This window comes from Candidatus Fukatsuia symbiotica (genome assembly GCF_003122425.1).
Classification (GTDB): domain Bacteria; phylum Pseudomonadota; class Gammaproteobacteria; order Enterobacterales; family Enterobacteriaceae; genus Fukatsuia; species Fukatsuia symbiotica.
On sequence record NZ_CP021659.1, the window covers coordinates 22,027 to 48,838 of the forward strand.

At 42.8% G+C, this 26,812-nt stretch carries 18 protein-coding genes and 3 pseudogenes; 18 read left to right on the top strand and 3 right to left on the bottom strand.

The features are described 5' to 3' along the window. Nucleotides 1-4: 4 nt before the first annotated feature. The 16 genes and pseudogenes from CCS41_RS00090 (at nucleotide 5) to nuoN (ending at nucleotide 22,503) form a co-directional block, all read left to right on the top strand. Complete coding sequence (locus tag CCS41_RS00090) at nucleotides 5-3,010, top strand: TcdA/TcdB pore-forming domain-containing protein (protein WP_072550759.1); 3,006 nt, start codon at nucleotides 5-7, stop codon at nucleotides 3,008-3,010. A 36-nt stretch (nucleotides 3,011-3,046) separates the two neighbouring features. Continuing rightward, nucleotides 3,047-4,861: a hypothetical protein gene (locus CCS41_RS00095; RefSeq protein WP_072550760.1), complete on the top strand. Its 1,815-nt coding sequence runs from the start codon at nucleotides 3,047-3,049 to the stop codon at nucleotides 4,859-4,861. Between the two features lie 383 nt (nucleotides 4,862-5,244). After that, nucleotides 5,245-6,810: a hypothetical protein gene (locus CCS41_RS00100; protein ID WP_119963733.1), complete on the top strand. Its 1,566-nt coding sequence runs from the start codon at nucleotides 5,245-5,247 to the stop codon at nucleotides 6,808-6,810. 631 nt (nucleotides 6,811-7,441) lie between these two features. Next, nucleotides 7,442-7,888: an NADH-quinone oxidoreductase subunit A gene (locus tag CCS41_RS00105; RefSeq protein ID WP_072550762.1), complete on the top strand. Its 447-nt coding sequence runs from the start codon at nucleotides 7,442-7,444 to the stop codon at nucleotides 7,886-7,888. A gap of 12 nt (nucleotides 7,889-7,900) precedes the next feature. Continuing rightward, a complete protein-coding gene (locus tag CCS41_RS00110; RefSeq protein WP_072550763.1) occupies nucleotides 7,901-8,578 on the top strand; it encodes a NuoB/complex I 20 kDa subunit family protein in 678 nt (225 codons plus the stop codon). Nucleotides 8,579-8,590: 12 nt separating this feature from the next. Continuing rightward, nucleotides 8,591-10,389 (top strand): annotated as a pseudogene (gene nuoC / locus CCS41_RS00115) (NADH-quinone oxidoreductase subunit C/D). Nucleotides 10,390-10,391: 2 nt separating this feature from the next. Next, complete coding sequence (gene nuoE / locus CCS41_RS00120) at nucleotides 10,392-10,931, top strand: NADH-quinone oxidoreductase subunit NuoE (RefSeq protein ID WP_072550765.1); 540 nt, start codon at nucleotides 10,392-10,394, stop codon at nucleotides 10,929-10,931. Then, on the top strand, nucleotides 10,928-12,313 hold the full coding sequence (gene nuoF, locus CCS41_RS00125; RefSeq protein WP_072550766.1) for an NADH-quinone oxidoreductase subunit NuoF: 1,386 nt from the start codon (nucleotides 10,928-10,930) through the stop codon (nucleotides 12,311-12,313). The genes nuoE and nuoF overlap by 4 nt, the downstream gene beginning before the upstream one ends. A gap of 174 nt (nucleotides 12,314-12,487) precedes the next feature. Then, nucleotides 12,488-15,221, top strand: a pseudogene (nuoG, locus tag CCS41_RS00130) (NADH-quinone oxidoreductase subunit NuoG). Beyond that, nucleotides 15,221-16,198 carry an NADH-quinone oxidoreductase subunit NuoH gene (gene nuoH, locus CCS41_RS00135; RefSeq protein ID WP_072550781.1) on the top strand — a complete coding sequence of 326 codons (978 nt, stop codon included), beginning with the start codon at nucleotides 15,221-15,223 and terminating at the stop codon, nucleotides 16,196-16,198. Before nuoG ends, nuoH begins: the two are co-directional and overlap by 1 nt. Before the next feature lie 14 nt (nucleotides 16,199-16,212). Then, nucleotides 16,213-16,755 (top strand): NADH-quinone oxidoreductase subunit NuoI, encoded by a 543-nt coding sequence (nuoI, locus tag CCS41_RS00140; RefSeq protein WP_072550768.1) that lies wholly within the window; start codon nucleotides 16,213-16,215, stop codon nucleotides 16,753-16,755. Between the two features lie 13 nt (nucleotides 16,756-16,768). Then, nucleotides 16,769-17,266, top strand: a complete 498-nt coding sequence (gene nuoJ / locus CCS41_RS00145) for an NADH-quinone oxidoreductase subunit J (protein ID WP_072550769.1) — start codon at nucleotides 16,769-16,771, stop codon at nucleotides 17,264-17,266. After that, the gene (gene nuoK / locus CCS41_RS00150; protein ID WP_072550770.1) at nucleotides 17,263-17,565 is read left to right on the top strand and encodes an NADH-quinone oxidoreductase subunit NuoK; all 303 of its coding nucleotides are present in this window, start codon (nucleotides 17,263-17,265) and stop codon (nucleotides 17,563-17,565) included. Before nuoJ ends, nuoK begins: the two co-directional genes overlap by 4 nt. Continuing rightward, nucleotides 17,562-19,418 carry an NADH-quinone oxidoreductase subunit L gene (gene nuoL / locus CCS41_RS00155; protein ID WP_072550771.1) on the top strand — a complete coding sequence of 619 codons (1,857 nt, stop codon included), beginning with the start codon at nucleotides 17,562-17,564 and terminating at the stop codon, nucleotides 19,416-19,418. The genes nuoK and nuoL overlap by 4 nt, the downstream gene beginning before the upstream one ends. 62 nt (nucleotides 19,419-19,480) lie before the next feature. Continuing rightward, nucleotides 19,481-21,042 (top strand): annotated as a pseudogene (gene nuoM, locus CCS41_RS00160) (NADH-quinone oxidoreductase subunit M). A 6-nt stretch (nucleotides 21,043-21,048) separates the two neighbouring features. Beyond that, a complete protein-coding gene (gene nuoN / locus CCS41_RS00165) occupies nucleotides 21,049-22,503 on the top strand; it encodes an NADH-quinone oxidoreductase subunit NuoN (protein WP_072550773.1) in 1,455 nt (484 codons plus the stop codon). A 94-nt stretch (nucleotides 22,504-22,597) separates the two neighbouring features. On the opposite strand, the gene dnaQ is transcribed toward nuoN, so the two are convergent. Both dnaQ and CCS41_RS00175 read right to left on the bottom strand, forming a co-directional pair. After that, nucleotides 22,598-23,359: a DNA polymerase III subunit epsilon gene (gene dnaQ, locus CCS41_RS00170; protein WP_072550774.1), complete on the bottom strand. Its 762-nt coding sequence runs from the start codon at nucleotides 23,357-23,359 to the stop codon at nucleotides 22,598-22,600. 213 nt (nucleotides 23,360-23,572) lie between these two features. Then, nucleotides 23,573-24,499 carry a BAR domain-containing protein gene (locus CCS41_RS00175; protein WP_072550775.1) on the bottom strand — a complete coding sequence of 309 codons (927 nt, stop codon included), beginning with the start codon at nucleotides 24,497-24,499 and terminating at the stop codon, nucleotides 23,573-23,575. A gap of 288 nt (nucleotides 24,500-24,787) precedes the next feature. Between CCS41_RS00175 and rnhA the strand changes: the two genes are divergently transcribed. Then, a complete protein-coding gene (rnhA, locus tag CCS41_RS00180; protein ID WP_072550776.1) occupies nucleotides 24,788-25,252 on the top strand; it encodes a ribonuclease HI in 465 nt (154 codons plus the stop codon). Between the two features lie 8 nt (nucleotides 25,253-25,260). Here rnhA and CCS41_RS00185 read toward each other — a convergent pair whose 3' ends face one another. Further along, nucleotides 25,261-25,980, bottom strand: a complete 720-nt coding sequence (locus CCS41_RS00185) for a class I SAM-dependent methyltransferase (RefSeq protein ID WP_072550777.1) — start codon at nucleotides 25,978-25,980, stop codon at nucleotides 25,261-25,263. Between the two features lie 38 nt (nucleotides 25,981-26,018). Here CCS41_RS00185 and gloB point away from each other — a divergent pair, with 38 nt between their 5' ends. Continuing rightward, nucleotides 26,019-26,774: a hydroxyacylglutathione hydrolase gene (gene gloB / locus CCS41_RS00190; RefSeq protein ID WP_072550778.1), complete on the top strand. Its 756-nt coding sequence runs from the start codon at nucleotides 26,019-26,021 to the stop codon at nucleotides 26,772-26,774. The last annotated feature ends 38 nt before the right edge of the window (nucleotides 26,775-26,812 follow it).

Consider the following 26,812-nt stretch of genomic DNA (forward strand, 5'->3'; position numbering starts at 1 on the left):
GGCGTTGATCCCGCAAATTGTTGGTGATGTTGAAGCAGGTTTTCAGCGCTTGAAGAAACGAATCATACGCAATTTATTTAGTTTTTATCGCCTTAGTTTGAGTGAATATAATAGTGCGCAGACTATTTTTCTCGGTAAGTACAGTAAAGAAAAGATTAAGGCTATTTATTTGGGTAATATAGATCGTTTTTTACTTGCTGATGCAGAAAATAAAATCAAGGTTAAGCCGTCTACGATTACTATTGAACAGCTTAATACTACCTTTAATATTTTAAGCGGATACTATAGAACAATCCCCATTTACTATTATTCTTTGTTAAGTTTTACACATGGATCAAACCATTTACAGCAATCTAGTAGCAGTCAAGGTACTGAACTGATAATAGAAAATCATTTAGATATTAATTACATGCAGCGCATTGAACAATTAAATTTTTCTGGGTCGATGCCACATTCCACTTTTATGGTTGTGAGTAGTTATAATAATGAACAGGAATATCGACGTGTAATGGCAGCAGCCGATCACTCAATTAATGTGGATGAATGGTTACCTCTATTGACCAGCTTAAAATACGATTCGAACAGTGGCAAATATAAAATCCGGCTTCTTAATATGAACGACTTTACCCTTGTCAAAGAACTAGAGAGTACTGATAAAATTTTTGAAGAATTACGTCAATATTTATGGAGACAATTGCAAATAGATAGTCATTATCCTAAATTTTTCTCTGGACAGAGTCAGATTAAATTAGTTGGTAAAGCAGGAGGCATGGGAAGCGTTTTTGATTCAGTTTTATCTTTATATGATTTTCTACAATATGGTGTTAATCAGGTAAAAGGTAATTCTATACTCGCTAAAACGATACAGGCACATATTTATTTATCCCTGTTAGCAGATTTTCATAATGTAATAAATACAAAAGGTACAATTACCGAATTTTATTTACATAGAGTGTGTAAACATCTAAAAACTGGCAGTATTAGACAGGCACTGAATGCTGTAGGAAAATTTAATACTCGTTTAGCAAAGGGAGGAGTTTTACTGGGATTCATTAGTCTTGGGTTGAATACGTTGCAATTGATTCAAGAAAGAAATGAAATGCAACGTAGTATTATCGTAGTAAAAATCGCTTTAGATCTGGTGAGCATTTCTTTAGGAATAGTGGGTTTAATATTCTCTTCACCCTTTACTGTGGTGGCGATGTTTGTCGTCGGTATTGCACTGGCTGTTGCAAGTAATTGTGTTTCAGATGAAGTGATGAACATGCTTGAAAATATAGAAAAAGCTAAAGCTATTGGACGTTATTTTAATAGCATGAAAAAAGGTTGGGATCAAGGTGGGATCCTGATTATTAAAGATACCTTGATCCCTTGTCAGGGAACAGTTATTAGCGAAATAAATTTTACAGATCCTCAGCAAACCGTTGTTACCTTCGATCGATATGGGCAACAAATGCGTAAAATGCACGATACTTACACTCAGATGGAACCTGAAGCCTATATTAATCTACGTGAAATGAATGGTGACAGCGTTAGGAAACATAGTATCGCGTTGCAAAACGGTACTCAATCAACCACCTTGATTTTACCTATTACACCGAGAGCCCAAATAGAGCCAATATATGATTTTGTTCCCTTCATTCGTCTGAGAGGCGATGCTGAATTTGATACTGTGCGCTGGTTTGAAAAACAACTTGATGCTGGGTTTGTATTTTCTGGTATAGGGAAATATGAAAATATTTATGGACAGCAGATACCGATTCAGCACGATGCTTATTATAGAGCAATGACGGGTTTAAAATTTGATTATAAATATACTAGTGTGGAAATTTTTTTAGGGAATGCCAAATATAATCTAATTGCACCAGGGGTGAGTGAAACTCAGTTACTTACCAACTATACTTATAAAAAATATCTTAATTATACATTTTATGCCCCGATAACCGGAAAGGCAGATGTGGTATTAATATTGAATAAAGCACAAGCAGATATGACCATTAATTGCAAAAACTCAGCAGTACAGTGGATTATTGATGCTCGTCATTTGTCTGGGATCACGACCTCTTTCGATGTTATTCATGACGAACCGCAGGATAATAGATTTATGCGGCTTGATTATAATATATTTATTCGGCTCCATTTTCATCGTTTTGTCAAAAGCGCCAATTCAGAATATATTTCAAATGGAATAAAAGTGACTCAATCGATTGAAGATAGAATAACTCTCACTATCCCTCATTTTTCTACTACTACATTGACGGTTCAATTACCAGAGGGTGTTTTTACGGCCCAATTAAATTGGGAGTCACCTCGTTTGATTCCGTTGTTTATTGATGCTAGCAGCATACCCAATATTAACCAGCGAGGTGATGAAGTTAATGCCGTGAAGCGCTATATCACTCAGCATCTTAAAAATGTAGGACAAACGATTAAATATCTCCGCATTAATAAATTTAGCCCCGATCCTAACGAACAGAGTGAATTCTGTTTTTATCTTTGTAGTCACGAGACCTTTCTCTATACGGCTAATCATCAAGACACACTGTTTAGAAAAACTCGGCCTGAAAATGTCCAGCTACTCTTTCTCTCGAAAGAATATGCTTGGTATCAGGGAGATCTTATTATACCTATGGTACCCATGCCAAAGTATGCACGTATTCTGTTTAAATACGAAAAAATAATTTGGGTATCAGAGATCAGAACGAGCAACCTTTTACAGGTTTATCTCCCCCTCGCACATTTACCAAGTATGATGGAAAATGGCCGTCAAAGTTATACATCGCTATCAACACTTAACAATGTCAATGTGCTTGCTCAAGCTATCACTTTTGAGCAGGAATACCACTATGGCAGCGAAAAGATAAGGCTAAAATATATGATTGATACTTTGGATCCGTACCAGGCATTAGCGCTCACAGAACTCTATGGTTTACCGGCCGAGGTAAAGAGTCAATTAATTGAAAAACGTCACTTAACTGGCCTGGCCGCTTTTATAAAAAACAGGAGCTAGCAGGTACTTACGCCAAGTGGTATTAATCCGTGGGAAATGTCGGGTAAAAACATCAAAGGATTGATCAACTTTAAAACTGATACGACGATACTAATAGGAGACAGACTGATATGGCCCCTGAAAAATAGTATTGATGTTAAGGGACATATTTCGGCCAGAATGTATACCAATATCCTTAAAGATTCTGATTTTTTGATTAGTCCAGCTGGAATAGTTAAGGGAATGAAAGCTGGAGATGATAACTATTTTTTTTGGAGTGTGACTCCACGGCAATATAAACAAAATGGTAATAATTGGCTTTATAGACTTTACGTTCAAGAAGAGGGGGATGATGCTAAAGTAATGAATTTACGTGAGTTCGGGTTAAATAACCATGATGTGGTAAACATAAGGAATGCTTTGATTACCACCGAAAAAGGGTTTATTTATCGCCTTTCTGATGATAAAAAACTAACATTATTCGCGGTAGAAAATGCGTTTATTATAGGCAATCCTGATTGGGCTCTTTCTTTAACAACGTATATTGGTCAACTACGTAACAAGTTAGCCGATGCTTCCTTATTGGAGCCTGGACAAACCAAAGCCATTGAAATAGCTATTCATGTTAGCATATGGGGCTTATTATATGGCGATGAAAATCCGCCTCTTCCTTTGTCTGCTTGGTATGATATTAACAGTGAACAATTTATTATTTGTAAAATGGATCTTGGTCAAAATATGATTAATTTAGGGATGTCTAGCGATAATCAAGGTGCCTGGATCTTAAATAATAGCAAATTGGGCTACGTAGCAAAAATCAATACCTTTCTTCTCGGAAATATTTTTACTGGTGGTGTTCTACACGATGAAAATAAAATACCAAAAATAAGTACGCTGGTATTAAATGAAGCATTAGGCACAGATTTTGTGAACGTTATGTTAATTCAAGGGAATATAGAAGGTTTAACAAATAATGGTATTCATCTAAATATTGGCAGGACAGATGATGATATATTTACAGTAACACTAATAGGTGTCACCACGGCCTTTTCTCAGGATCACTATAGTGATACCACTTATTTAAATGTTAACAGCTTAACAAATGCTATTGAGCATTTGTGTCATCAATGTATTTGTGCTGAAATAATTCAGATTGGCTTAAAGAATAATCTACAGGCTTGGTATCAGCCGATGAAAAAAATATTGTTTATGTCTAGTACCTTAAATAGTTTGGAAAACTATCTTGGTTTTAATAGTAATAAAGAAGAAGCTTATTTTATCAGTAACAAGCAAGATTTAATCAAGGTTAACCGCGGAGGTGAGGTGGGACGTATAAACAATTTGGGTGCTCTTTATCAACGCCGGAATGAAGTACTGATCCTAAACAGCGGGCGGTTGACAACATTAGCTCCTGATGAACATATCGATGCTGATGTATCTGCCTTATTGATAACAACATCGCTTGATCAGATAGAAGATATGGCCTTTACTTTTGAGATAGAGTTATTTAACTACCCAGTGATTTACCTTTCTCATGTTGGTAATGGCTCATTACATTGTTCTCTTCCAATTGACGTAATGCCAGAAAATATTAATATTTCGCGAAATTATGATGCACTTTTTGTCTTTATTGAAAATAAATTGCTGGTCATTGATGACGTTTTCGAACGTTCGCAATCTAAAATTAAAGGCGATATTCTCCATCATGAATTAAAATTAATATTCAACTATAAAAGCCATATTTTATTACATGATCATGCTATTAAACAGATTATTTCAATCCAAGAAATGAAAGATTATTATATTCATACTGTGGGTAATGAAACGACTGATGGTCATGTCATTATTCCACTGCCTAATTATAAAGTGTAATTCAGGACTTTTCTTTTTCTAACTATTAACGCTAATCATGGTAGTGGATAGACCTATAATTTTGATGAAATATTGATGGATATCTACCGTAAATTTGAGTTGGTTAATTAGCAAGCCGATAAGAGCGTATTGTATCAGGATACTCTTTAAAAAATCGGTAACGGAGGGATTGAACTAAAACCACTCGCAAAAATTCTAACAATTTTCTTGCATTAAAATTAAAGTTATCTATATTTCATAGTTGTAGTAATGAATACACGTTAGTGACGCAAAAATAATTTTCTGTATTACTTTGTTATTAATAAACTATATCCATAATAATTTATTATTGGCGTTTGGTAGTATACGGTTTTATTTATTAATTAAAAGGTGAGATATTTAATATGAATACATCTTCATTTCCAAATTCATTCCAAAACGAAAAATATGTGTCAACTCACTATGTTAGGGATCAAAGTTCAGGTATGAAAGTAAATGATTTTCTAACTGGTCTGTTAAATAGTACAAATAAATCTTCAATAATTTTCCCGTTTTCTTGTTTACAAGAAGAGGTCCCTAAGCGTGCTAACGATGGTTCATTTATTTTTGGCGAATTTGGTGAAATAAGAGTGCATTATCTTGTTGATAAACAAGGTAATAAAAACATTCAGGTAAAGGAATATAACGGTGATAAAGTAATCAGCACGATCACATTTAATTATATCGACGGTAATTTCATTATCCACAATGAAATAAAAAATAAATATCATGAAAATGGTCAGGTACATCGCCGTGAAGAATCTACCTTCGATACAAAGGGATTGCTGATAAGCAGTAGTAAAAAATATTATAATGCTATGGGACGATTGATTTACCGTGTTGAGTCAGAATGTAATTCTGATGGAAAAGAGGTTAGTCAAAGCAATAGCGAGTTTGATTACGATGTAGACGGCCGTTTGCTCATGGAAAGCGTGATAAATTACGATGCTCATGGCAAGCCAGATCGCTATATTAAAATCAGTAGCCACTATGACACCGATAATCTTTTACGCAATAAAAATACCTCAGAATATGATCCGCAAGGAGAACTCCTGGGTAAAAGCTCCACTTTTTTTAGCTATGATGCTGATGGCAAATTGTGTCAAGAAAGCGTCTCCAATTATAATGCCAATGGTGAGTTAGTAAGTGAATCGTTAACTCATACAGGTAGTACCCTTGATGCCGCATCTAATGAAGCTTCAGTAGCACAGATGTACGATCTGTCGGTCAGTTCACACGAATCTACAATAGCTAGGCATTACCAATATACAGCTGATCCATTAAGCCACGATAAAAAGGGTATAAGGATCTTCGTAAATGATGCTAATGGATCTAAAGCGGAAAACAACTCATCAGATTTGCATGATAAGACCGTGGTCGTTGTTGAATCTAACGCTGAGAATCAAACTGTTAGTAGCAGTAAGTTTTTCTTCGATATGAATGGCAAGGTGTTTAAGGGCATTCATAATAAATACGAATATGACACTAAAGGGCAGGTAACAAGTAATAGCCAGGTTTATTCTCGATACACCGCTGATGGCGAATTTATTATTCGTAAAGTTAATGAATTTGGCTATCAAACTGTTGCTAATGGCGGCACACAAGGCACTCTGCTGTACAGTATAAAAATGGTTCGCAGCGTTGCTGGCAAAATGTTCTACCGTACTGATTATACTTCTAACTGCGTACCGCAGCAGAGTGTTGAAGAAACATACGACGTGAATGGCAAGTGGGTGAGTTGTTGCCGCCGTAAATACAATCTTAATCAAGAGAAATCGCTTATTAGCGATGATTTCAAGCAGCAAGAAGCTAGCGTGATTGATTCATTAATTACAAGGGTCCACAATTGGACGAGCGATGAAAAAATCGCTCCTTTCGATCCAAAGCTTAGCGCGAATAGAGTATTAAATACTTTACTTGTCGCTTGTTAGGCTGTATTTCCAGGTTATCGGCATATAGCAGGAGTAAGAGGAGGTAAAAAGAAGGATTAGGTAGATGTTGTGGTGGGTTCTCTTCAAAAATTCATGGAAGTGTTGATGTTTTCGGAATGCCGTTGGGGTTTGTTATCACTACTGGACAAGCTTCTGATGTTGGACAATCGCAGGTATTGATAGGAGATGATATCTGCGATTGTTTTTTACCCCAGTGCTCCGTGCTCCCCGGGAAAAAGATCGTATTCATGAAGTCTTTATGACCAATAATAGCCTTATCTGGCATAGTTTAATGTGATAAAGTCCATGTGCTGACCGGTAAGGTTGGCCTCTTGCTGTGAAAAAAATAAAAAAATTCCCGTATACCTGATTCTGCTCTCTCTAACCTGCTCAAAGAGTAGTAAAAATGTGTCCTAGATCAAAAAATACGTTTGGCTGGAAGCAGAAGTCCCCGATTTTTTCCAAGAGAATGCTATAGTAGGGCGGAAGATATAATATTTGTTTATACATTGTACGGTATAAGTTATTAACGATAGGTATCAATACATTTTGTGGGCAACACAGGCTTGTGTTACCTGGCCGGTTTCGCTAGAAGTCTACTGTTCGAAACTACTTTTGATAAGTAAATAATATGCCAATAACGACTGGAGTTATCGCTCATCATTGGGCGTTCGCGGTATTTTGTATTGGAGCGATGGGGCTGTGTAGTTTAATGCTGCTGTCGGCGTTTTTTCTCGGTGGCAAAGCCCGTGCCCGTGCTAAAAATATTCCCTATGAATCTGGTATCGACTCTGTTGGCTCGGCGCGCATGCGGCTGTCTGCTAAATTCTATCTGGTCGCCATGTTTTTCGTTATCTTCGATGTTGAAGCACTGTATTTGTATGCATGGTCAATTTCTATTCGTGAAAGTGGCTGGATAGGTTTTATCGAAGCCAGCATTTTTATTTTTGTGCTATTGGCTGGATTGATTTATCTGGTACGTATCGGTGCTTTGGATTGGACACCGGGGCAATCTCATCGTCGAGTGAAACCAGGTACCATCACTACTATTAGCAGTAGATCTCTTCAGAAACTGTAGCGAGGTACTAACATGGATTATACTCTCACACGGGTAGAGCCGAACGGTGAAAACGACCGTTATCCCCTGCAATCTCAAGAAACCATCAGCGGCGATCCTCTTGAGCAGCATGTTCATCGTAGTGTTTACATGGGAAAGCTGGAAAATGCGTTGCATGGCATGGTGAATTGGGGGCGTAAAAATTCTTTGTGGCCGTACAATTTTGGTCTTTCCTGTTGTTATGTCGAAATGGTGACGTCGTTCACTGCGGTGCATGATGTGGCGCGTTTCGGTGCTGAGGTGTTGCGCGCTTCACCACGTCAGGCTGATTTTATGGTGGTGGCGGGTACTTGTTTTACCAAAATGGCACCTGTTATTCAGCGTTTATATGAGCAGATGCTTGAGCCGAAATGGGTGATTTCGATGGGAGCCTGTGCCAATTCGGGTGGCATGTACGACATTTACTCGGTGGTGCAGGGCGTTGATAAATTTTTGCCAGTTGATGTTTATATTCCTGGTTGTCCACCCCGCCCAGAAGCTTATATGCAGGCCTTACTGTTATTGCAAGAATCCATTGGTAAAGAACGTCGTCCCCTCTCCTGGGCGGTGGGTGATCAGGGGGTTTATCGTGCTAATATGCAGTCAGAAAGAGAGCGCAAGCGGGGTGAACGTATTGCGGTGACTAATCTACGTACGCCTGATAAAATTTAGAGCTTAAAAATTATGACAGATTTGACGGCGTTCGGCAGCACCCAGCCAGCATATCATACCTGTGATCATTTGGATGATCCGATAATTGAACCCTTGTCGTGCTTTTTGGGCTCCGGGGCTTTTGTCTTGCAAGCAACCCGTATGGGTATGCCGGTATTATGGGTAAAACGAGAGCAATTACTCGATTTGATGTCGTGGTTAAAAAAACAGCCACAGCCTTACGTAATGTTGTTTGATCTACATGGTGTTGATGAACGTCAACGTTCTCATCGCGAGAAATTGCCTGCTGCGGATTTTTCTGTTTTCTACCATTTACTCTCCATTAAACGTAATCGCGATATCATCCTGAAAGTGGCGTTGTCTGAGGAGGATTTGTGGCTTCCTAGTGTTTGCGGCATTTTTCCTAATGCTAATTGGTATGAACGTGAAACCTGGGAAATGTTCGGTATTACCTTTGATGGTCATCCCCACCTGACGCGTATTATGATGCCACAGAGTTGGCAAGGGCATCCGTTACGTAAAGATTATCCAGCGCGTGCCACAGAATTCGATCCCTTTGTTCTAACCAAACAAAAAGAAGATTTGGAGATGGAATCGCTGACTTTCAAGCCGGAAGACTGGGGCATGAAACTTGGGCGCAAAAATGAAGATTTTATGTTCCTTAATCTGGGGCCAAATCATCCTTCTTCGCATGGTGCTTTTCGCATTATTTTACAATTAGATGGTGAAGAAATTGTCGATTGTGTGCCGGATGTCGGCTATCATCACCGCGGCGCGGAAAAGATGGCTGAACGCCAGTCTTGGCATAGCTATATCCCTTACACTGACCGTATCGAATATTTAGGCGGTTGTGTTAACGAAATGCCTTATGTTCTGGCGGTAGAAAAACTGGCCGGTATTGTGGTGCCAGATCGGGTGAATACCATTCGTGTGATGTTATCGGAACTGTTTCGCATTAACAGTCATCTGTTGTATATCAGCACCTTTATTCAAGATGTGGGGGCGATGAGTCCGGTATTTCTTGCTTTTACTGATCGACAAAAAATCTACGATCTGGTTGAGGCGATCACCGGTTTTCGTATGCATCCGGCCTGGTTTCGTATTGGTGGTGTGGCGCATGATTTGCCACAAGGCTGGGAGCATTTGCTACGTGACTTTCTTAACTGGATGCCAAAACGCCTTGATTCCTATGTTAAGGTCGCGCTGAAAAACAGTATTCTAAAGGGGCGTTCTATCGGTGTGGCTGCCTACAATGCTGAAGAAGCCTTGGCATGGGGAGTGACCGGTGCCGGCCTGCGTGCTACCGGCATTGAGTTTGATGTGCGTAAATGGCGTCCCTATTCTGGCTACGAGAACTTTGATTTTGATGTTCCCGTGGGCGATGGTAATAGTGATTGCTACACTCGGGTGATGCTCAAAGTTGAAGAAATCCGCCAGAGTCTGCGTATTTTGCAACAATGCTATAAAAATATGCCGGAAGGTCCATTTAAAGCAGATCATCCGTTGACGACGCCACCGCCAAAAGAACGTACTTTGCAACATATTGAAACGCTTATCACTCACTTTTTGCAAGTTTCTTGGGGCCGGTGATGCCTCACAATGAATCTTTTCAAATGATTGAAGCGACCAAGGGAATTAATAGTTACTATCTGATCAGTGATGGCAGCACCATGAGCTATCGTACGCGGATACGTACTCCGAGTTTCGCTCATTTGCAGCAGATCCCATCGGTGATCCGTGGCAGTTTGGTTTCTGATCTGATTGTCTATTTGGGCAGTATCGATTTTGTTATGTCTGATGTGGATCGCTAATTATGAATGATCAAAAAGAGAGGCAGCATCATAAAAATCCGCTTGATGTGGTTTCCCTTGCTACCAAACCTGCTTTTGTACTGAGTGCCGAAGAATATGCCGCTATTGAGCAAGAAAAACATCATTACGAAGACGCGCGCGCGGCCTCAATCGAGGCACTGAAAATTGTGCAAAAGAAGCGGGGTTGGGTGCCGGATGGTGCCATCTATGCTATCGCTGACGTGCTGGCTATTCCAGCCAGCGATGTTGAAGGTGTCGCCACTTTTTATAGCCAGATTTTTCGCCAACCTGTTGGTCGTCATGTGATCCGTTATTGTGACAGTGTGGTTTGCTATATCACCGGTTATCAAGGGCTTCAGGCGGCGATTGAAAAAAAGCTTAGCATTAAACCGGGTCAAACCACGACTGATGGTCGTTTTACTCTGTTGCCCACTTGCTGTTTAGGTAATTGCGATAAAGGGCCGACGATGATGATTGATGAAGATACACATAGTTATCTGAAGCCTGAAGACATCGAACAGTTATTGGAGCGATATCCATGAATCGTCATGTAACTGCGGCAACTCACCCGCTGACATGGCGTTTGCGTGATGATAAACGACCGCTATGGTTAGATGAATACCGTAATAAAAACGGTTATCAGGGCGCAAAGATTGCGTTAACCGGCATGGCACCGTCAGATGTGGTCGATTTAGTGAAAAACGCGGGTCTGAAAGGGCGTGGTGGCGCGGGATTTTCCACCGGTTTAAAGTGGAGCTTGATGCCAAAAGATGAGAGTATCAACATCCGCTATCTGTTGTGTAACGCCGATGAAATGGAACCGGGTACTTACAAAGACCGCCTGTTGATGGAACAACTGCCTCATCTATTGATAGAAGGCATGTTAATCAGCGCGTTTGCACTCAAAGCTTACCGTGGTTACATCTTCTTGCGTGGCGAATACATTGATGCGGCAGTGTGTTTGCGTCAGGCGATTAGTGAAGCCAGGGACGCGGGACTGTTGGGTAAAAATATTCTGGGTAGTGGTTTTGATTTTGAGCTGTTTGTTCATACTGGTGCGGGGCGTTATATCTGCGGTGAAGAAACGGCACTGATTAACTCGTTAGAAGGCCGTCGTGCTAACCCACGTTCTAAACCACCGTTTCCGGCATCATCGGGTGTGTGGGGCAAACCGACTTGCGTCAATAATGTGGAAACGCTGTGCAACGTGCCGGCCATCCTTGAGCATGGTGTTGACTGGTACCAAGGGATCACCGCGGGTAAAAGCAATGATGCAGGTACTAAGCTGATGGGATTCTCTGGTCGGGTAAAAAACCCTGGGGTATGGGAGCTTCCTTTTGGTATTTCAGCGAGGGAAATTCTGGAAGATTACGCGGGCGGAATGCGTGATGGATTGAAATTCAAAGCGTGGCAACCAGGGGGAGCAGGCACCGATTTTTTAACGGCAGAACACCTTGATTTACCGATGGATTTTGAACATATTGGCAAAGCCGGTAGCCGTTTGGGCACTGCGTTGGCAATGGCGGTTGACCATCAAATTAGTATGGTTTCTCTGACTCGTAATCTGGAAGAATTTTTTGCCCGTGAATCCTGTGGTTGGTGTACCCCTTGCCGTGATGGTTTGCCGTGGAGTGTGAAGATTCTGCAAGCCTTGGAACGTGGGGAGGGGCAACCAGGCGATATTGAAACGCTAGAACAGTTGTGTCGTTTATTGGGACCGGGAAAAACTTTCTGTGCTCACGCACCGGGTGCGGTTGAACCGCTACAAAGTGCGATTAAATATTTTCGCGCCGAATTTGCCGCTGGCATAGCGAAAAAAGATTATAGCCGTCCTGATGTTATCAACAGAGGTGATACTGATTTTGGTAATACAGCGGCTATCGAGGGTATTCAAGCTAACAATTTGTTGAATGTCCGCTGGTAGATAAAAAAATAGATTTCTTGCAAAACTATAGCGAGTGGTGTGGAGTCAAGGCGGCTGGAACACAGCAACCACAGTGTACACACGAGTACATGAGGATTGCGAGCACCAGGTAACCGGAATGCATACCACAGTGGGTTTTGTAAGAAGTCTAATAGCCGACTTGGAAGCATGCTTATGGCGACGATACATGTAGATGGCAAAGAATATGATGTCAACGGGGCTGACAACCTGTTGCAGGCTTGTCTTTCCCTTGGGCTGGATATTCCTTACTTTTGCTGGCATCCGGCGTTAGGGAGCGTAGGTGCTTGCCGTCAATGTGCGGTGAAACAATATCAAAATGCGGATGATACCCGCGGCCGTTTGGTCATGTCTTGTATGACACCAGCTAGCGATGGCAGCTTTATTTCTATCGATGACAACGAAGCCAAGGAGTTCCGTGCCAGTGTGGTGGAATGGTTGATGACTAATCACCCGCACGATTGTCCGGTATGCGAAGAGGGGGAAATTGTCATTTGCAAGATATGACGGTAATGACTGGGCATAATGTCAGACGGTATCGTTTTACCAAACGGACACATGAAAATCAGCAGCTTGGTCCTTTTATCTCCCACGAAATGAATCGCTGTATTGCTTGCTATCGCTGTGTGCGTTATTACAAAGATTATGCGGATGGCACTGATTTTGGCGTTTATGGCGCGCATGATAATGTTTATTTCGGTCGTCCAGAAAGTGGCACCCTGGAGAGCGAATTTTCCGGCAATTTAGTGGAAGTCTGCCCAACAGGTGTTTTCACCGATAAAACCCATTCCGAACGTTATAACCGTAAATGGGATATGCAATTTGCACCGAGCATCTGCCAGCAATGCAGTGTTGGTTGTAATACCAGCCTGGGCGAACGTTATGGCGAATTGCGTCGCATTGAAAACCGCTACAATGGCAGCGTCAACCACTATTTTATGTGTGATCGTGGCCGTTTTGGCTACGGTTATGTCAATTTAAAAAATCGGCCGCGTCGGCCGCAACAACGGCGTGCTCATGCTTGGATCACTCTGGATGCCGATCGTGCGATACAGGCTGCGGCTGATATGTTGCACCAAACGAAAAAAACCATCGGCATAGGTTCGGCACGGGCGAGTTTGGAAAGCAATTTTGCGTTACGTGAATTGGTCGGTGTGGAAAATTTCTATACTGGTATTGCTGCTGGTGAGCAGAACCGTTTGCAATTGATGCTGAAAGTGTTGCGTGAAGCAGGGATCCATACACCAGCATTACGCGAAATGGAAAGTTATGATGCGGTACTGGTGTTGGGAGAAGATCTGACGCAAACAGCGGCACGTATTGCTTTGGCAGTTCGTCAGGCGGTGAAAGGCAAAGCGCGGGCGATGGCTGCGGCGCAAAAAGTCGCCGATTGGCAGATCGCCGCAGTGTTGAATATCGGGCAGCACGCTAAACATCCTTTATTTATCACTAATGTTGATAATACTCGCCTGGATGATATTGCTGCTTGGAATTATCATGCACCTGTGGACGAACAAGCACGCTTAGGTTTTGCCATCGCGCATGGATTAGATGCCTCCGCCCCTGCGGTCAGTGATTTAGCCGATGGCTTGCAAGTCAAAGTTGATATTATTGTGCAAGCGTTGGCGGGTGCAAAAAAGCCACTGATTATTAGCGGTAGTAGCGCAGGTAGTGAGGCGATCATTGCTGCAGCTGCTAATGTTGCTAAGGCATTGCAAGGTCGAGGTGTTGACGTTGGCATCAGTTTTGTTGCCACTGAGGCGAATAGCTTTGGCTTAGCGATGATGGATAGTGGTTCGTTGGATCAGGCTTTAGAGCAGTTAACCCAGGGTATCGCAGACAGTGTTATTGTGCTAGAAAATGATCTGTATCGTCATGCTATTGCCGATAAGGTGGATACGGCATTAACATCGGTAAAAAATGTGTTGGTGTTAGATCACCAACACACTGCCATTATGGACCAAGCCAATCTGATCCTGCCTGCGGCGAGTTTTGCCGAAAGTGATGGTACTGTGGTCAATCAAGAAGGCCGTGCGCAACGTTTTTTCCAGGTTTATGATCCGGCTTACTATGATACACCGGATAACAAAACACTAATGCAAGCAAGCTGGCGTTGGCTGCACGCCCTAACGGCGGTTTATCACCACCGTCCGGTTGATTGGACACAACTTGATGATGTCATTCAGGCTTGTGTCACCGCTTTGCCACAGTTGCAAGGTATTGTTGATGCGGCACCAGATGCCACTTTCCGTATCCATGGTCAAAAATTAGCGCGTTCTCCGCATCGTTACAGTGGTCGTACTGCGATGCGTGCTGATATCAGTGTGCATGAGCCGCGTCAGCCACAGGATATCGACACGTCTTTTGCCTTTTCTATGGAAGGGAATAGCGGTCCGTTGGCCGATTGCCAGCAAATTCCCTTCGCTTGGGCGCCGGGTTGGAATTCTCCTCAAGCGTGGAATAAATTTCAGGCGGAAGTGGGGGTACTTTGCGTTTTGGTGATCCCGGTGTGCGTTTAATTGAAGCTAGCGCAGGAAATTTGGCTTATTTTGATCAAGTACCGGTTGCTTTTCACCCTGCATCCAGTAGCTGGCTGGTCGCTCCTTATTATCATTTATTTGGCAGTGAAGAGATGTCACAACGTGCCGATGTTATTCAACAGCGGATGCCTACGCCCTATTTAATGATTCACCCTGGGGATGCCGCGCAACTTGGACTGGCTGTAGGTACTCTCATCGAGTTTAGTTGCGCCGGTCAACAATTACGGTTGCCGCTACGTTACAGTGAGAATTTGGCTCAGGGGCAGGTTGGTTTGCCGTTAGGTTTAACGGGTATTCCACCTGTTTTGCTCGGTGAGCGCGTTGAGGATCTACGAGAGGCGATCATATGATGAACTGGTTTACTCCTGATTTGAGTACCATTTTAATCTCGATCTTAAAAGCGCTGGTCATCTTGTTGGTGGTGGTGATCTGTGGCGCTTTTATGAGCTTTGGTGAACGTCGCTTATTAGGTTTGTTTCAAAACCGTTATGGGCCTAACCGTGTTGGTTGGGGAGGATCGTTACAGCTCGTTGCTGATATGATTAAAATGTTTTTTAAAGAAGATTGGGTGCCACATTTCTCCGATCGTATCATTTTTACGCTGGCACCGATGATCGCTTTTACTTCGCTATTGTTGGCTTTCGCTATCGTACCGATTAGCCCGAGTTGGGTGGTGGCGGATCTCAATATCGGTATTTTATTTTTCCTGATGATGGCAGGCCTAGCGGTTTATGCCGTCCTTTTTGCCGGCTGGGCGAGTAATAACAAATATTCCTTATTGGGTGCGATGCGCGCTTGCGCACAAACCCTGAGTTATGAAGTGTTTATTGGTTTGTCATTGATGGGCGTGGTTGCACAAACTGGTTCCTTCAATATGCAGGATATTGTCAATCACCAGCAACATGTTTGGAACATCATCCCACAATTTTTTGGTTTTATCACTTTTGCCATCGCCGGAGTAGCGGTTTGTCATCGCCATCCGTTTGATCAGCCAGAAGCGGAACAAGAGTTAGCGGATGGTTATCATATTGAATACTCAGGTATGAAATTTGGTTTATTTTTTGTTGGTGAATATATTGCTATTGTGACTGTCTCTGCGTTGATCGTGACCTTGTTCTTCGGTGGTTGGCAAGGGCCGTTTTTGCCTCCGTTTATCTGGTTTGCACTGAAAACGGCTTTTTTTATGGTGATGTTTATTCTGATCCGTGCTGCGCTACCACGTCCACGTTATGACCAGGTGATGTCGTTCGGCTGGAAAGTGTGCTTGCCGTTGACTCTGCTGAATCTGCTGGCGACCGCCGCAGTCATTTTATATAGCCCTCAATAAAAGGGGTAATAGCTATGACATTAAAAGAGTTAGTGGTGGGTTTCGGCACTCAAGTGCGTAGCCTGTGGATGATGGCTCTGCATGTTTTTCATAAGCGTGAGACGCAAATGTACCCTGAAGAACCGGTTTATTTACCGCCGCGTTACCGAGGGCGTATTGTGTTAACGCGTGATCCTGATGGAGAAGAGCGCTGTGTTGCCTGTAATTTATGTGCGGTGGTGTGTCCGGTGGCCTGTATCTCGCTGCAAAAAGCTGAAAAGCAGGACGGTCGTTGGTATCCTGAATTTTTCCGTATTAATTTCTCTCGTTGCATTTTTTGCGGTTTGTGTGAAGAGGCTTGTCCGACTACGGCCATTCAGTTGACACCGGATTTTGAAATGAGTGAGTTTAAGCGACAGGATTTAGTCTACGAAAAAGAAGATTTATTGATTTCGGGACCAGGTAAATACCCACAATACAATTTCTACCGCATGGCGGGCATGTCGATTGAAGGTAAACAAAAAGGCGAAGCCGAAAATGAAGCTAAGCCGATCGATGTTAAAAGTCTGATGCCTTAAGGAAGCGTTTTCGATGGAATTTGTCTTTTATAGTGCAGCAGTGGTCGCAGTGTTGGCAACACTAAGGGTGATTTCTCATAGCAATCCAGTACATGCTTTGCTGTATTTGATTGTCTCTCTGTTGGCAATTGCCGCGGTATTTTTTTCACTCGGTGCTTACTTTGCCGGTGCGTTGGAAATCATTGTGTACGCCGGTGCCATTATGGTGCTCTTTGTGTTTGTGGTGATGATGCTGAATCTGGGCGACACCGTACAGCAGCAAGAAGGTGCCTGGTTGAAACCCAGTTTGTGGATCGGCCCTGGTTTACTGTCGCTCACCTTACTGATCATACTGATTATCTCTTTTCGTAGTGTCTCTGGTTGTGAGATAGGTGGTGTTGTGGTCGATGCCAAACAGGTAGGTATCAGTTTATTTGCTCCTTACGTATTAGCGGTGGAGTTAGCTTCAATGCTGCTGCTGGCGGGTCTGGTGGTGGCTTTTCATCTTGGTCGTGAAGAGGCCTCTCAATGATTCCGCTACAACATGGTTTAATTTTAGCGGCAGTACTCTTTGTACTCGGACTAACCGGTTTGCTAATACGTCGCAATTTGTTGTTTATGTTGATTAGTCTGGAAGTGATGATCAATGCAGCGGCACTGGCTTTTGTGGTGGCGGGTAGCTGTTGGCATCAGCCAGATGGTCAGGTCATGTATATTCTTGCAATCAGTTTGGCAGCGGCTGAGGCCAGTATTGGCTTGGCATTATTGCTACAGCTTTACCGTCGTCGTCATACCTTGAATATCGATACCCTCAGTGAGATGCGTGGATGAACCTATTATTTCTAACTATTCTTCTGCCGTTGCTGGGTTTCTTGTTGCTGGCGTTCTCTGCTGGACGTTACCCGGAAAATACATCAGCCGTTATCGGCGTGGGGTCGATGGGCTTAACCGCATTGGTCACGCTTTATGTTGCGATCGATTTTCTCAGCCAACAGGTAACCGGGGTTCAGGTAGTTAGCCAAACGTTATGGCATTGGATGGTAGTAGATAGTTTTAGCATCCCGTTGACTCTGAGGCTGGATGGTTTATCTCTGACCCTGTTATCTGTGGTGACCGGTGTTGGTTTCTTTATTCATCTGTATGCTTCTTGGTATATGCGTGCTGAGGAAGGCTACTCACGTTTTTTCGCCTACACCAATTTATTTATTGCCAGTATGGTGGTGTTGGTATTGGCCGATAACCTGCTATTGCTGTATCTAGGCTGGGAGGGGGTCGGGCTGTGTAGCTATTTGCTAATCGGTTTCTATTACAGCAATCCGGCCAACGGGGCCGCAGCAATGAAAGCTTTTATCGTTACTCGTATCGGTGATGTGTTTTTAGCTTTTGCTTTGTTTATCCTATACCAGGAATTAGGGACGCTGAATATTCATGAATTAATGGTGCTAGCGCCGCAAAAACTGGCAACAGGTTCGAACGCCATAACTTGGGTGACGCTGATGCTACTGGGTGGCGCAGTGGGTAAATCGGCACAATTGCCGTTACAAACCTGGCTGGCAGATGCGATGGCTGGTCCTACGCCTGTTTCCGCGCTTATTCATGCTGCGACCATGGTGACTGCGGGGGTTTATCTGATTGCTCGTACCCACGGTTTGTTTTTGATGGCACCGGAAGTGTTACACCTTGTAGGGATCATCGGGGCTATTACTTTGCTACTGGCTGGTTTTGCGGCGTTGGTGCAAACCGATATTAAACGTGTACTGGCTTATTCCACGATGAGTCAAATTGGTTATATGTTCCTCGCATTGGGAGTACAAGCGTGGCATGCGGCGATTTTTCATCTGATGATCCATGCATTTTTTAAAGCGTTACTGTTCTTGGCTTCCGGTTCGGTTATCATCGCCTGTCATCATCAGCAAAATATTTTCAAAATGGGTGGATTACGTAAAACTATTCCGCTGGTGTATATCTGTTTTTTAGTGGGAGGAGCGGCCTTAGCGGCATTACCTATCGTCACTGCGGGGTTTTACAGCAAAGATGAAATTCTCTGGGGTGCGTTAGCCAGTGGTCATATCAATTTGTTGATTGCAGGTCTGATCGGCGCATTTCTCACGGCACTTTATACCTTTAGGATGATTTTTATCGTTTTTCATGGTGAGGCCGCTCATGATGCATCAAAACATGTACAGCCTGTACAAGGGATAAGCCACAGTTTGCCTCTACTGGTTTTGCTCGTGTTATCCACTTTTATCGGCGCATTCATTACACCGCCGCTCGCGGGTGTGTTACCTGAAAACCATGTTGCTGAAAGCGGCAAAATGGCGTTGGAAGTTTTCTCTGGGGTGCTGGTCATTAGCGGTATTCTCCTGGCATCACTGTTGTATCTGGGCAAACGGCAAAGAGTGAGCAGCATCGCGCGAAGTACATCAGGAAAATTTCTGACCCTTTGCTGGTTCCATGCCTGGGGTTTTGATTGGCTATACGATAAGTTGTTTGTACGGCCTTACCTGTGGATTGCAAAAATTTTGCAACGTGATCCACTTGATTCATTGATGAATCTTTCTGCATCGTTTGCTCGTTTGGCTAATCGTGCTCTGTCTGTCAGTGAAAATGGCAAAATGCGTTGGTACCTGGCATCGATGGGTTTAGGGGCAGTGGCTGTATTACTGATACTGCTATTTATTTAACAGACCTCTGGCAAAACTGTATCAGATTTTGACAAAGGTCTTATTGAGGGACACAAAACGCCATGTTGTTACCTTGGCTAATTCTTATTCCCTTTATCGGTGGCCTACTATGCTGGCAGTGTGAGCGCTTTGGGACTAAAGCGCCGCGTGTGATAGCGTTGGTCGCCATGGGGCTGACGTTGGCATTGACAGTACATTTGTTTTTACAGCGCTTTTTGTCGGAAGTCTTGTCAAGCGGTGATACATTGATTCAGCCGACAGGTTTGCCTCAATGGCAATCAGAATTTACCTTACCCTGGATCCCAAGTTTTTGCATTGAGTTTCATTTGGCTCTTGACGGTCTGTCGTTGTTGATGGTGATGCTAACCGGCTTGCTTGGTCTGTTAGCCATTCTCTGCTCGTGGCGTGAAATTCAGAGCAACCTGGGTTTTTTCCATCTGAATCTGTTATGGATCCTCGGTGCTGTGATCGGGGTATTTCTTGCTATTGACATGTTCCTGTTTTTTTTCTTTTGGGAAATGATGTTGGTGCCAATGTACTTTCTGATCGCGTTATGGGGACATAAGGCATCAAACGGTCAAACACGGATCACTGCGGCGACTAAATTTTTTATTTATACCCAGGCCAGTGGCTTGATCATGTTGATTGCGATCATCGCTTTGGTGTTAGTGCATTATCAGACGATGGGGTCTGGACGTTCAACTACACATTATTGTTGCAAACACCGATGTCGCAAAGCGTAGAATACCTGTTAATGCTCGGTTTTTTTATCGCTTTTGCGGTAAAAATGCCGGTGGTGCCATTACATGGCTGGTTACCGGATGCGCACAGTCAGGCTCCGACTGCGGGTTCTGTCGATTTAGCTGGGATTCTGTTAAAAACGGCGGCCTATGGTTTATTGCGTTTCAGTTTGCCACTGTTTCCACAGGCTTCTCATGATTTTGCGCCTATTGCCATGTGGCTTGGTGTGATAGGGATTTTTTACGGTGCCTGGATGGCGTTTTGCCAAACCGATATTAAGCGCTTGATCGCTTATACCAGTGTGTCACATATGGGTTTTGTATTGATTGCGATTTATAGCGGCAGCCAACTCGCTTATCAAGGGGCGGTCATCCAAATGATTGCGCACGGTTTATCTGCTGCGGGTATGTTCATCATCTGTGGTCAATTGTATGAGCGTTTACATACGCGCGATATGCGCCAGATGGGTGGCCTATGGGCGCGTATAAAATATTTGCCGGCGTTATCGCTGTTTTTTGCGATGGCGACCCTCGGTATGCCAGGAACCGGTAATTTTATCGGTGAATTTATGATTTTGTTCGGCAGCTTCCAGGTAGTGCCGCTGATCACTGTAGTGGCGGCTTTTGGCCTCGTGTTTGCTGCGGTTTATTCTTTGGTGATGATGCAACGTACTTATTATGGAGCAGTAAAATCAAAACAAGCATTGCCGGATATGACGATAAGAGAATGGTCAATTATCCTTCTGTTGGCGGTGCTATTAGTGCTGCTTGGATTTTATCCACAACCCATTCTTGATACCTCTTATGCCACTATGAATGATGTACAGCGATGGTTTTCAGCGCCCTTAATCTCAACGTCATTAATTTCAACTACAGGGTCGTAATTCGCGATGACAATAACTTTACAACAATTGATTGCCATGCTACCGCTGTTGATCGTCGGATTAACGGTGGTGGTGGTGATGCTGTCCATTGCGTGGCGCCGTGATCACTTTGTTAACGCTACCCTGACGGTTATCGGGCTGAATGTGGCGTTATTTTCTCTCTATTTTGTTTGGCAGATCGTACCACTGGATGTGACCTTGTTATTGCGTATTGATGGCTATTCAATGTTCTACACAGGTTTGGTATTGCTAGCAGGTCTGGCAAGTGCCACTTTTGCTTACCCGTGGTTAGCGGGTTATCCTGATAATCGCGAAGAATTTTACCTGCTGTTATTGATCGCTACGTTGGGCGGTATTTTGTTGGTGAGTGCTAATCATCTAGCTACACTATTCCTCGGTATCGAGCTGATTTCACTGCCTTTATTTGGGTTGATCGGTTATGCCTATCGCCAAAATCGTTCATTGGAAGCGAGTATCAAATATATGTTGCTCTCGGCAGCAGCATCGTCATTTTTATTATTTGGTATGGCGCTGTTATACGCTGAATCGGGTAGTTTATCTTTTAGTGAATTGGGCAGTAGCCTAAACGATAGTCTCATACATCGACCGCTGGTCATGGCGGGGTTGAGCATGATGTTGATTGGCTTATGTTTTAAACTTTCACTGGTACCGTTTCAATTGTGGACGCCGGATGTTTATCAGGGCACACCAGCCCCGGTCTTGGCCTTTTTGGCGACGGCCAGTAAAATCGCCATCTTTGTGGTAGTCATGCGTTTGCTTCTTTATGCCCCTGCTGCTGATGATGAGGCGATGGATGTATTGTTAACGATAATGGCAATTGGTTCTATTTTGTTCGGTAATCTGATGGCGATGACGCAGAGCAATATCAAACGGTTGCTGGGTTATTCATCGATCGCACATTTGGGATATTTACTGATTACATTGATGGTGGTGCAGCCCCAACCCTCATCGGGTATTATCGGCATCTATATGACAGGGTACTTATTCAGCAATCTGGGAGCGTTTGGTGTAATTAGTCTGATGTCCAGCCCGTATAAAGGGGCGGATGCAGAGTCGTTATTTTGTTACCGTGGTTTATTTTGGCATAAGCCGATTCTGGCGGCGGTGATGACGGTGATGATGTTATCACTGGCAGGCATCCCGCTAACGCTCGGTTTTATCGGTAAGTTTTTTATTATTATCTTGGGTGTCAGTGCTCATTTATGGTGGCTGACTGGCGCGGTCGTGTTGGGTAGTGCTATTGGTTTGTATTACTATTTGCGTGTCACCGTCAGTCTATTTCTCAGTCCGCCGCAGGAATTACAACGTGATACTGTACACAACTGGGCATTCACTGCTGCGGGAATTGTAGTGCTGATCTGTGCCATTGCGGTGCTTTTACTGGGTGTCTATCCGCAACCTTTGATTTCATTGATGCAATTTGCTCAGCCGGTGTTTTAAATTAGCAGATCGGTAGCGAAAATAAGCTCGTCGCGAATATCATCGGCTGTATTTAGGCAAGTAAATATTATTTACTGAAACAGATCCTCCTCACTTATTTGACAGCATCTTTATCAAATGAAGGATCACGCCACAAACATTTACCTTTTTTCGCTACTGCATCGAGTTGTGTTTCATGTTCAGCCAATTCATCAGCACTTGCATGAATAATTTTTAGTGCCGAGGTTGGGCGAATAACCGGTTTGATATCTTCTGTTGTATTTTGCGACTGCGGTTGCTGATCACTTTCCAGCGAAAAAGAGAGCGATGTTTGCCCACCGGTCATCGCCAGATAAACGTCTGCTAAAATTTCGGCATCGAGTAACGCCCCGTGCAATGTACGTTTGGTGTTATCGATATGATAACGATCGCATAAGGCATCCAAATTATTACGTTTACCGGGAAATAAACGACGTGCCATTACTAGACTGTCGGTGATGGTACAGAAGGTTTCGACCTTTGGAATACTCTGCTTTAACATACTGAATTCGTAATCCATAAAGCCGATATCAAAGGTTGCATTATGGATGACGAGATCGGCACCACGAATAAAATCGAGGAACTCTTTGGCTGTATCAGCAAAGGTAGGTTTATCCGCCAGAAACTCATCACTGATGCCATGAATGGCATAGGCTTCAGGATCTACCTGTCGATTTGGTTTTAGATAAACATGGAAGTTGTTACCTGTCAAACGCCGGTTGATCATTTCAACGGCACCAATTTCAATAATTCGATGCCCTTTGTAGTGAACTCCCAGTTTATTCAAACCCGTGGTTTCAGTATCCAAAACAATTTGTCGCGTAATGGCAGTGCTCATAGTAGGTACTCATGTCAGACTTAAGGTTCTAAATAGACAGTAAGAATCGAGCTTATACCCGATTCTGTGTAACTGCCCGTTTGTCGTAGATTGAGTCAAGCGTTCAGGGTGTCAATCATAAAGTGATTTAATGCCATGCGCCAGTTTTGTACCAGTATGATCCATTTTTGTGATACTGATTCTATTACTAGGAGAATGAACCTTCACTTCTGGTTACTCGCCCCTGCTGTATCGGGGAGAGGACCTGAACGTTCTTTTAGACACAGTTTCTTTCCTGATTTTTTCAACTTCTTCCCCGATTCTTTCAACTTTTTCAGAGAATATGGTGGCACTCTCTCTCTCTTTTTCTGCTTTTTGAATATTATTTTTAAGATCCTCTAAATGTTCACCTATCTTGCCCAATATTTTTTCTACGTTTCCTGTGTTTGAAGCTGACTCGATGATTTTACTTCTATGTTCTTGCATATTACCTTCAAGCGCTTTTAAGCAGCTATCTGTCTTCAAGCGTTTCTCTGCGTCTTTTTTGTTTGAAGCTGACTTGGTGATTATATTTTTATATTTTTGAATGTTGTCTTTAGTAGTTAAGTATTTATCTACCATTGTTTTATCTGCCGCTTCTTCATTTACCAATCTTTTCTTTTCTATTTCTATATTTGCGGAGCTATTTTGAGCACGAACACCATGTTCATCGGCTGATTTGGCATGTTTATTGGCTAATTCAGCCAGTTGTTTTGCCTCGGCGACTGATTTTGCATGAGGAGTACGTCCTTGTTCGGTTAGAGTATTAAGATATTCTTTAATACGTGTGACAACTCCGTTTGCAATAAGGCCTCTTCCTTTGGCGGCTGCTGCAGTAGAAATTGAGGATTTGATTACCATTTCGTGCCTAGGCAGAACGGGCCTTCCATACTTATCTGTCTTTGTGGGTTCCGAAGTGAAGGATTCTAGTCTAGCGTCAAGTTTTTCTTGAAATTTCTTTAGAGCCTTCGGATTTACACGAGTAATGTTTTGTGTAGGGCTGAATGAAGTATTAGTAGCTTGTGCCTGTGCTATTTTTTTTTCTTGAGGAGATAGCTCTTTCCCTATCCGGGTCTTCCAAATGTTCAATACCTGGCCGAAATTCTGAACGCCTGTATTCATAAATATTACCTTGTGATTATTAAGAATAATTAATTGGGTTAAATAGATTATTTTTACCGGCGAAAATATTATCTTTTGTTTTATTTTTACAATATTAAAAAACGCTCATTAAATAAAACAAGTCTTAACTTTTTAAATAATTAAATTTCTTTACTTATTTATACAAAACTTAATTATTCAGACTCATGGTTTCAGTATCCAAAACAATTTTTCGGGTAATTGCAGGTGCTCATGGTAGGTACTTATGTCAGACTTAAGGTTTAAATAGAGAGTCAAGGTCTATCAGAAATGCGTAAACAGGTAGAAATTTTTACCGATGGTTCATGTCTTGGTAATCCAGGTCGTGGTGGTTATGGCGCAATTTTGCGTTATAAACAGTATGAAAAAACTTTCAGTGGCGGTTATCATTTGACCACGAACAACCGTATGGAGTTGATGGCAGCCATTATCGCTCTTGAAGCGTTGACATCATCCTGTGAAGTGAGGCTCAGTACCGACAGTCAATATGTCCGTCAAGGCATCAGCCAATGGATCCATAATTGGAAAAAACGTGGTTGGAGAACGACTAACCGTACCGCGGTAAAAAATGTCGATTTATGGCAACGGCTAGATAGTGCGATTCAACATCATCAAGTGACTTGGATATGGGTAAAAGGTCATGCCGGTCATCTAGAAAATGAACGCTGTGATGAGCTAGCCCGGATCGTAGCCAATACCCCAACTGAAGACGATATTGGTTATCGACCTGAATAGCCGCTAAATTAAGGTGGATTACGATAACTTTTCGTGGCGCCTAGTGCCCGATTAAACCAAGGTTTAGCTGTGGCGAATTTCATCGGATTAAATGTGAGTGGCAACCTGCGTTTACGGGCAATAATCAGGCTAACACAACCTAATGCGGGGAGATGAGTATTGACAAAACCTCCGCCCTGTTTATGCCATGGCAACACGTGGAAACGGGATTGATGCATCACCTGATAGTTAAGCAAACCAAGCCAATCAAGCACGCGCATTTGCGTAAACATTCTGCTGGTATAAGGTTGACGCTGACGTAATATCGGCAGTAATTTACCCATTCCTAATAAACTTAACGGGTTAAAATGACTGATTACCAACCAGCCATCGTCGACTAGTACACGATCAAGCTCGCGTAAAATACTATGAGGATCAATGCAATAGTTTAAAGTATGTGCCAGCAGAATAGCATCCACTGACTTTTCAGCAAAAGGTAATTGATAGGGACTGGCAAGTATTTGTACAGCCCGACCTTGTTCAGCGATACTGACTTGATGGGTGATAGTGCATTGGTCACTGGTGATCTCAGTACTGAGATTGCCGATTTTTAGCAAATGAAAACCAAAAAATTTTGGCCACCAAGGCTGCATTTTCTGTTCAATAGCAGAACGGTAATATTCTCCCCACGGGAGTTCGCTCCAGGATTCGGGTGCATGAATCTTCAGGCATAATTGCGCAGGCTTCATGTTTTATTATCTTCTATCAAAAGGTTAGTGAGTATCGTATGGATCTTATTAGTGTTCCGGCATTACAAGACAATTACATTTGGTTATTAGCAGATACGCAAGCACATTGTGTGATTATCGACCCGGGAGAAGCGGCGCCTGTTTTCACGGCATTAACTGAGCAACAGCTAACAGCTGATGCGATTTTACTGACACATCATCATTATGATCATCTTGATGGTGTCGTCGAGTTGCTTAGACGTTTTCCGGGCTTACCAGTATACGGACCACAAGAAACCGCCGATAAAGGTGCGACTGTTCTGGTTAAGGAAGGGGATGACCTGACTATTGGCAGTCAGAATTTCTCGATTATCGCCGTTCCAGGGCACACTCTAGGTCATATCGCATATTATAACGCTCCTTATCTTTTTTGTGGGGATACGCTGTTTTCTGCGGGTTGCGGCCGCTTATTTGAAGGCACTTGCGATCAAATGTATGCGTCGATTCAAAAAATCATGCAATTGCCTGACGATACTCTAATCTGCTCAGCACATGAGTATACGCTCTCAAACCTGGCTTTTGCTCGTTCAATTTTACCTCAAGATCGAAAAATTGAAACATATCAACAACACATTGAGCAATTACGGGCGAAAAATCAACCCAGTTTGCCGACAACTTTACAGCTAGAACGTGAAATAAATGTTTTTTTACGCTGTAGTGACATTGAGTTACAAAAAAAAGTGGGGATTACACCGTATTCCACTTCCTTTTCTTCAATTTTTTCTGCCTTACGAGTCATGAAAGATCGTTTTTGAAGCTTTTTGTTGTGTTATTTGTCAGAGTAAAGTACTAT

Coding starts and splice junctions, on each gene's coding strand:
- nuoF (WP_072550766.1), top strand. CDS start 10,928: ATGAATCGTCATGTAACTGCGGCAACTCACCCGCTGACATGGCGTTTG.
- rnhA (WP_072550776.1), top strand. CDS start 24,788: ATGCGTAAACAGGTAGAAATTTTTACCGATGGTTCATGTCTTGGTAAT.
- CCS41_RS00105 (WP_072550762.1), top strand. CDS start 7,442: ATGCCAATAACGACTGGAGTTATCGCTCATCATTGGGCGTTCGCGGTA.
- CCS41_RS00175 (WP_072550775.1), bottom strand. CDS start 24,499: ATGAATACAGGCGTTCAGAATTTCGGCCAGGTATTGAACATTTGGAAG.
- nuoI (WP_072550768.1), top strand. CDS start 16,213: ATGACATTAAAAGAGTTAGTGGTGGGTTTCGGCACTCAAGTGCGTAGC.
- nuoL (WP_072550771.1), top strand. CDS start 17,562: ATGAACCTATTATTTCTAACTATTCTTCTGCCGTTGCTGGGTTTCTTG.
- nuoK (WP_072550770.1), top strand. CDS start 17,263: ATGATTCCGCTACAACATGGTTTAATTTTAGCGGCAGTACTCTTTGTA.
- gloB (WP_072550778.1), top strand. CDS start 26,019: ATGGATCTTATTAGTGTTCCGGCATTACAAGACAATTACATTTGGTTA.
- nuoN (WP_072550773.1), top strand. CDS start 21,049: ATGACAATAACTTTACAACAATTGATTGCCATGCTACCGCTGTTGATC.
- nuoH (WP_072550781.1), top strand. CDS start 15,221: ATGAACTGGTTTACTCCTGATTTGAGTACCATTTTAATCTCGATCTTA.
- nuoJ (WP_072550769.1), top strand. CDS start 16,769: ATGGAATTTGTCTTTTATAGTGCAGCAGTGGTCGCAGTGTTGGCAACA.
- CCS41_RS00110 (WP_072550763.1), top strand. CDS start 7,901: ATGGATTATACTCTCACACGGGTAGAGCCGAACGGTGAAAACGACCGT.
- CCS41_RS00100 (WP_119963733.1), top strand. CDS start 5,245: ATGAATACATCTTCATTTCCAAATTCATTCCAAAACGAAAAATATGTG.
- dnaQ (WP_072550774.1), bottom strand. CDS start 23,359: ATGAGCACTGCCATTACGCGACAAATTGTTTTGGATACTGAAACCACG.
- nuoE (WP_072550765.1), top strand. CDS start 10,392: ATGAATGATCAAAAAGAGAGGCAGCATCATAAAAATCCGCTTGATGTG.
- CCS41_RS00095 (WP_072550760.1), top strand. CDS start 3,047: ATGTCGGGTAAAAACATCAAAGGATTGATCAACTTTAAAACTGATACG.
- CCS41_RS00185 (WP_072550777.1), bottom strand. CDS start 25,980: ATGAAGCCTGCGCAATTATGCCTGAAGATTCATGCACCCGAATCCTGG.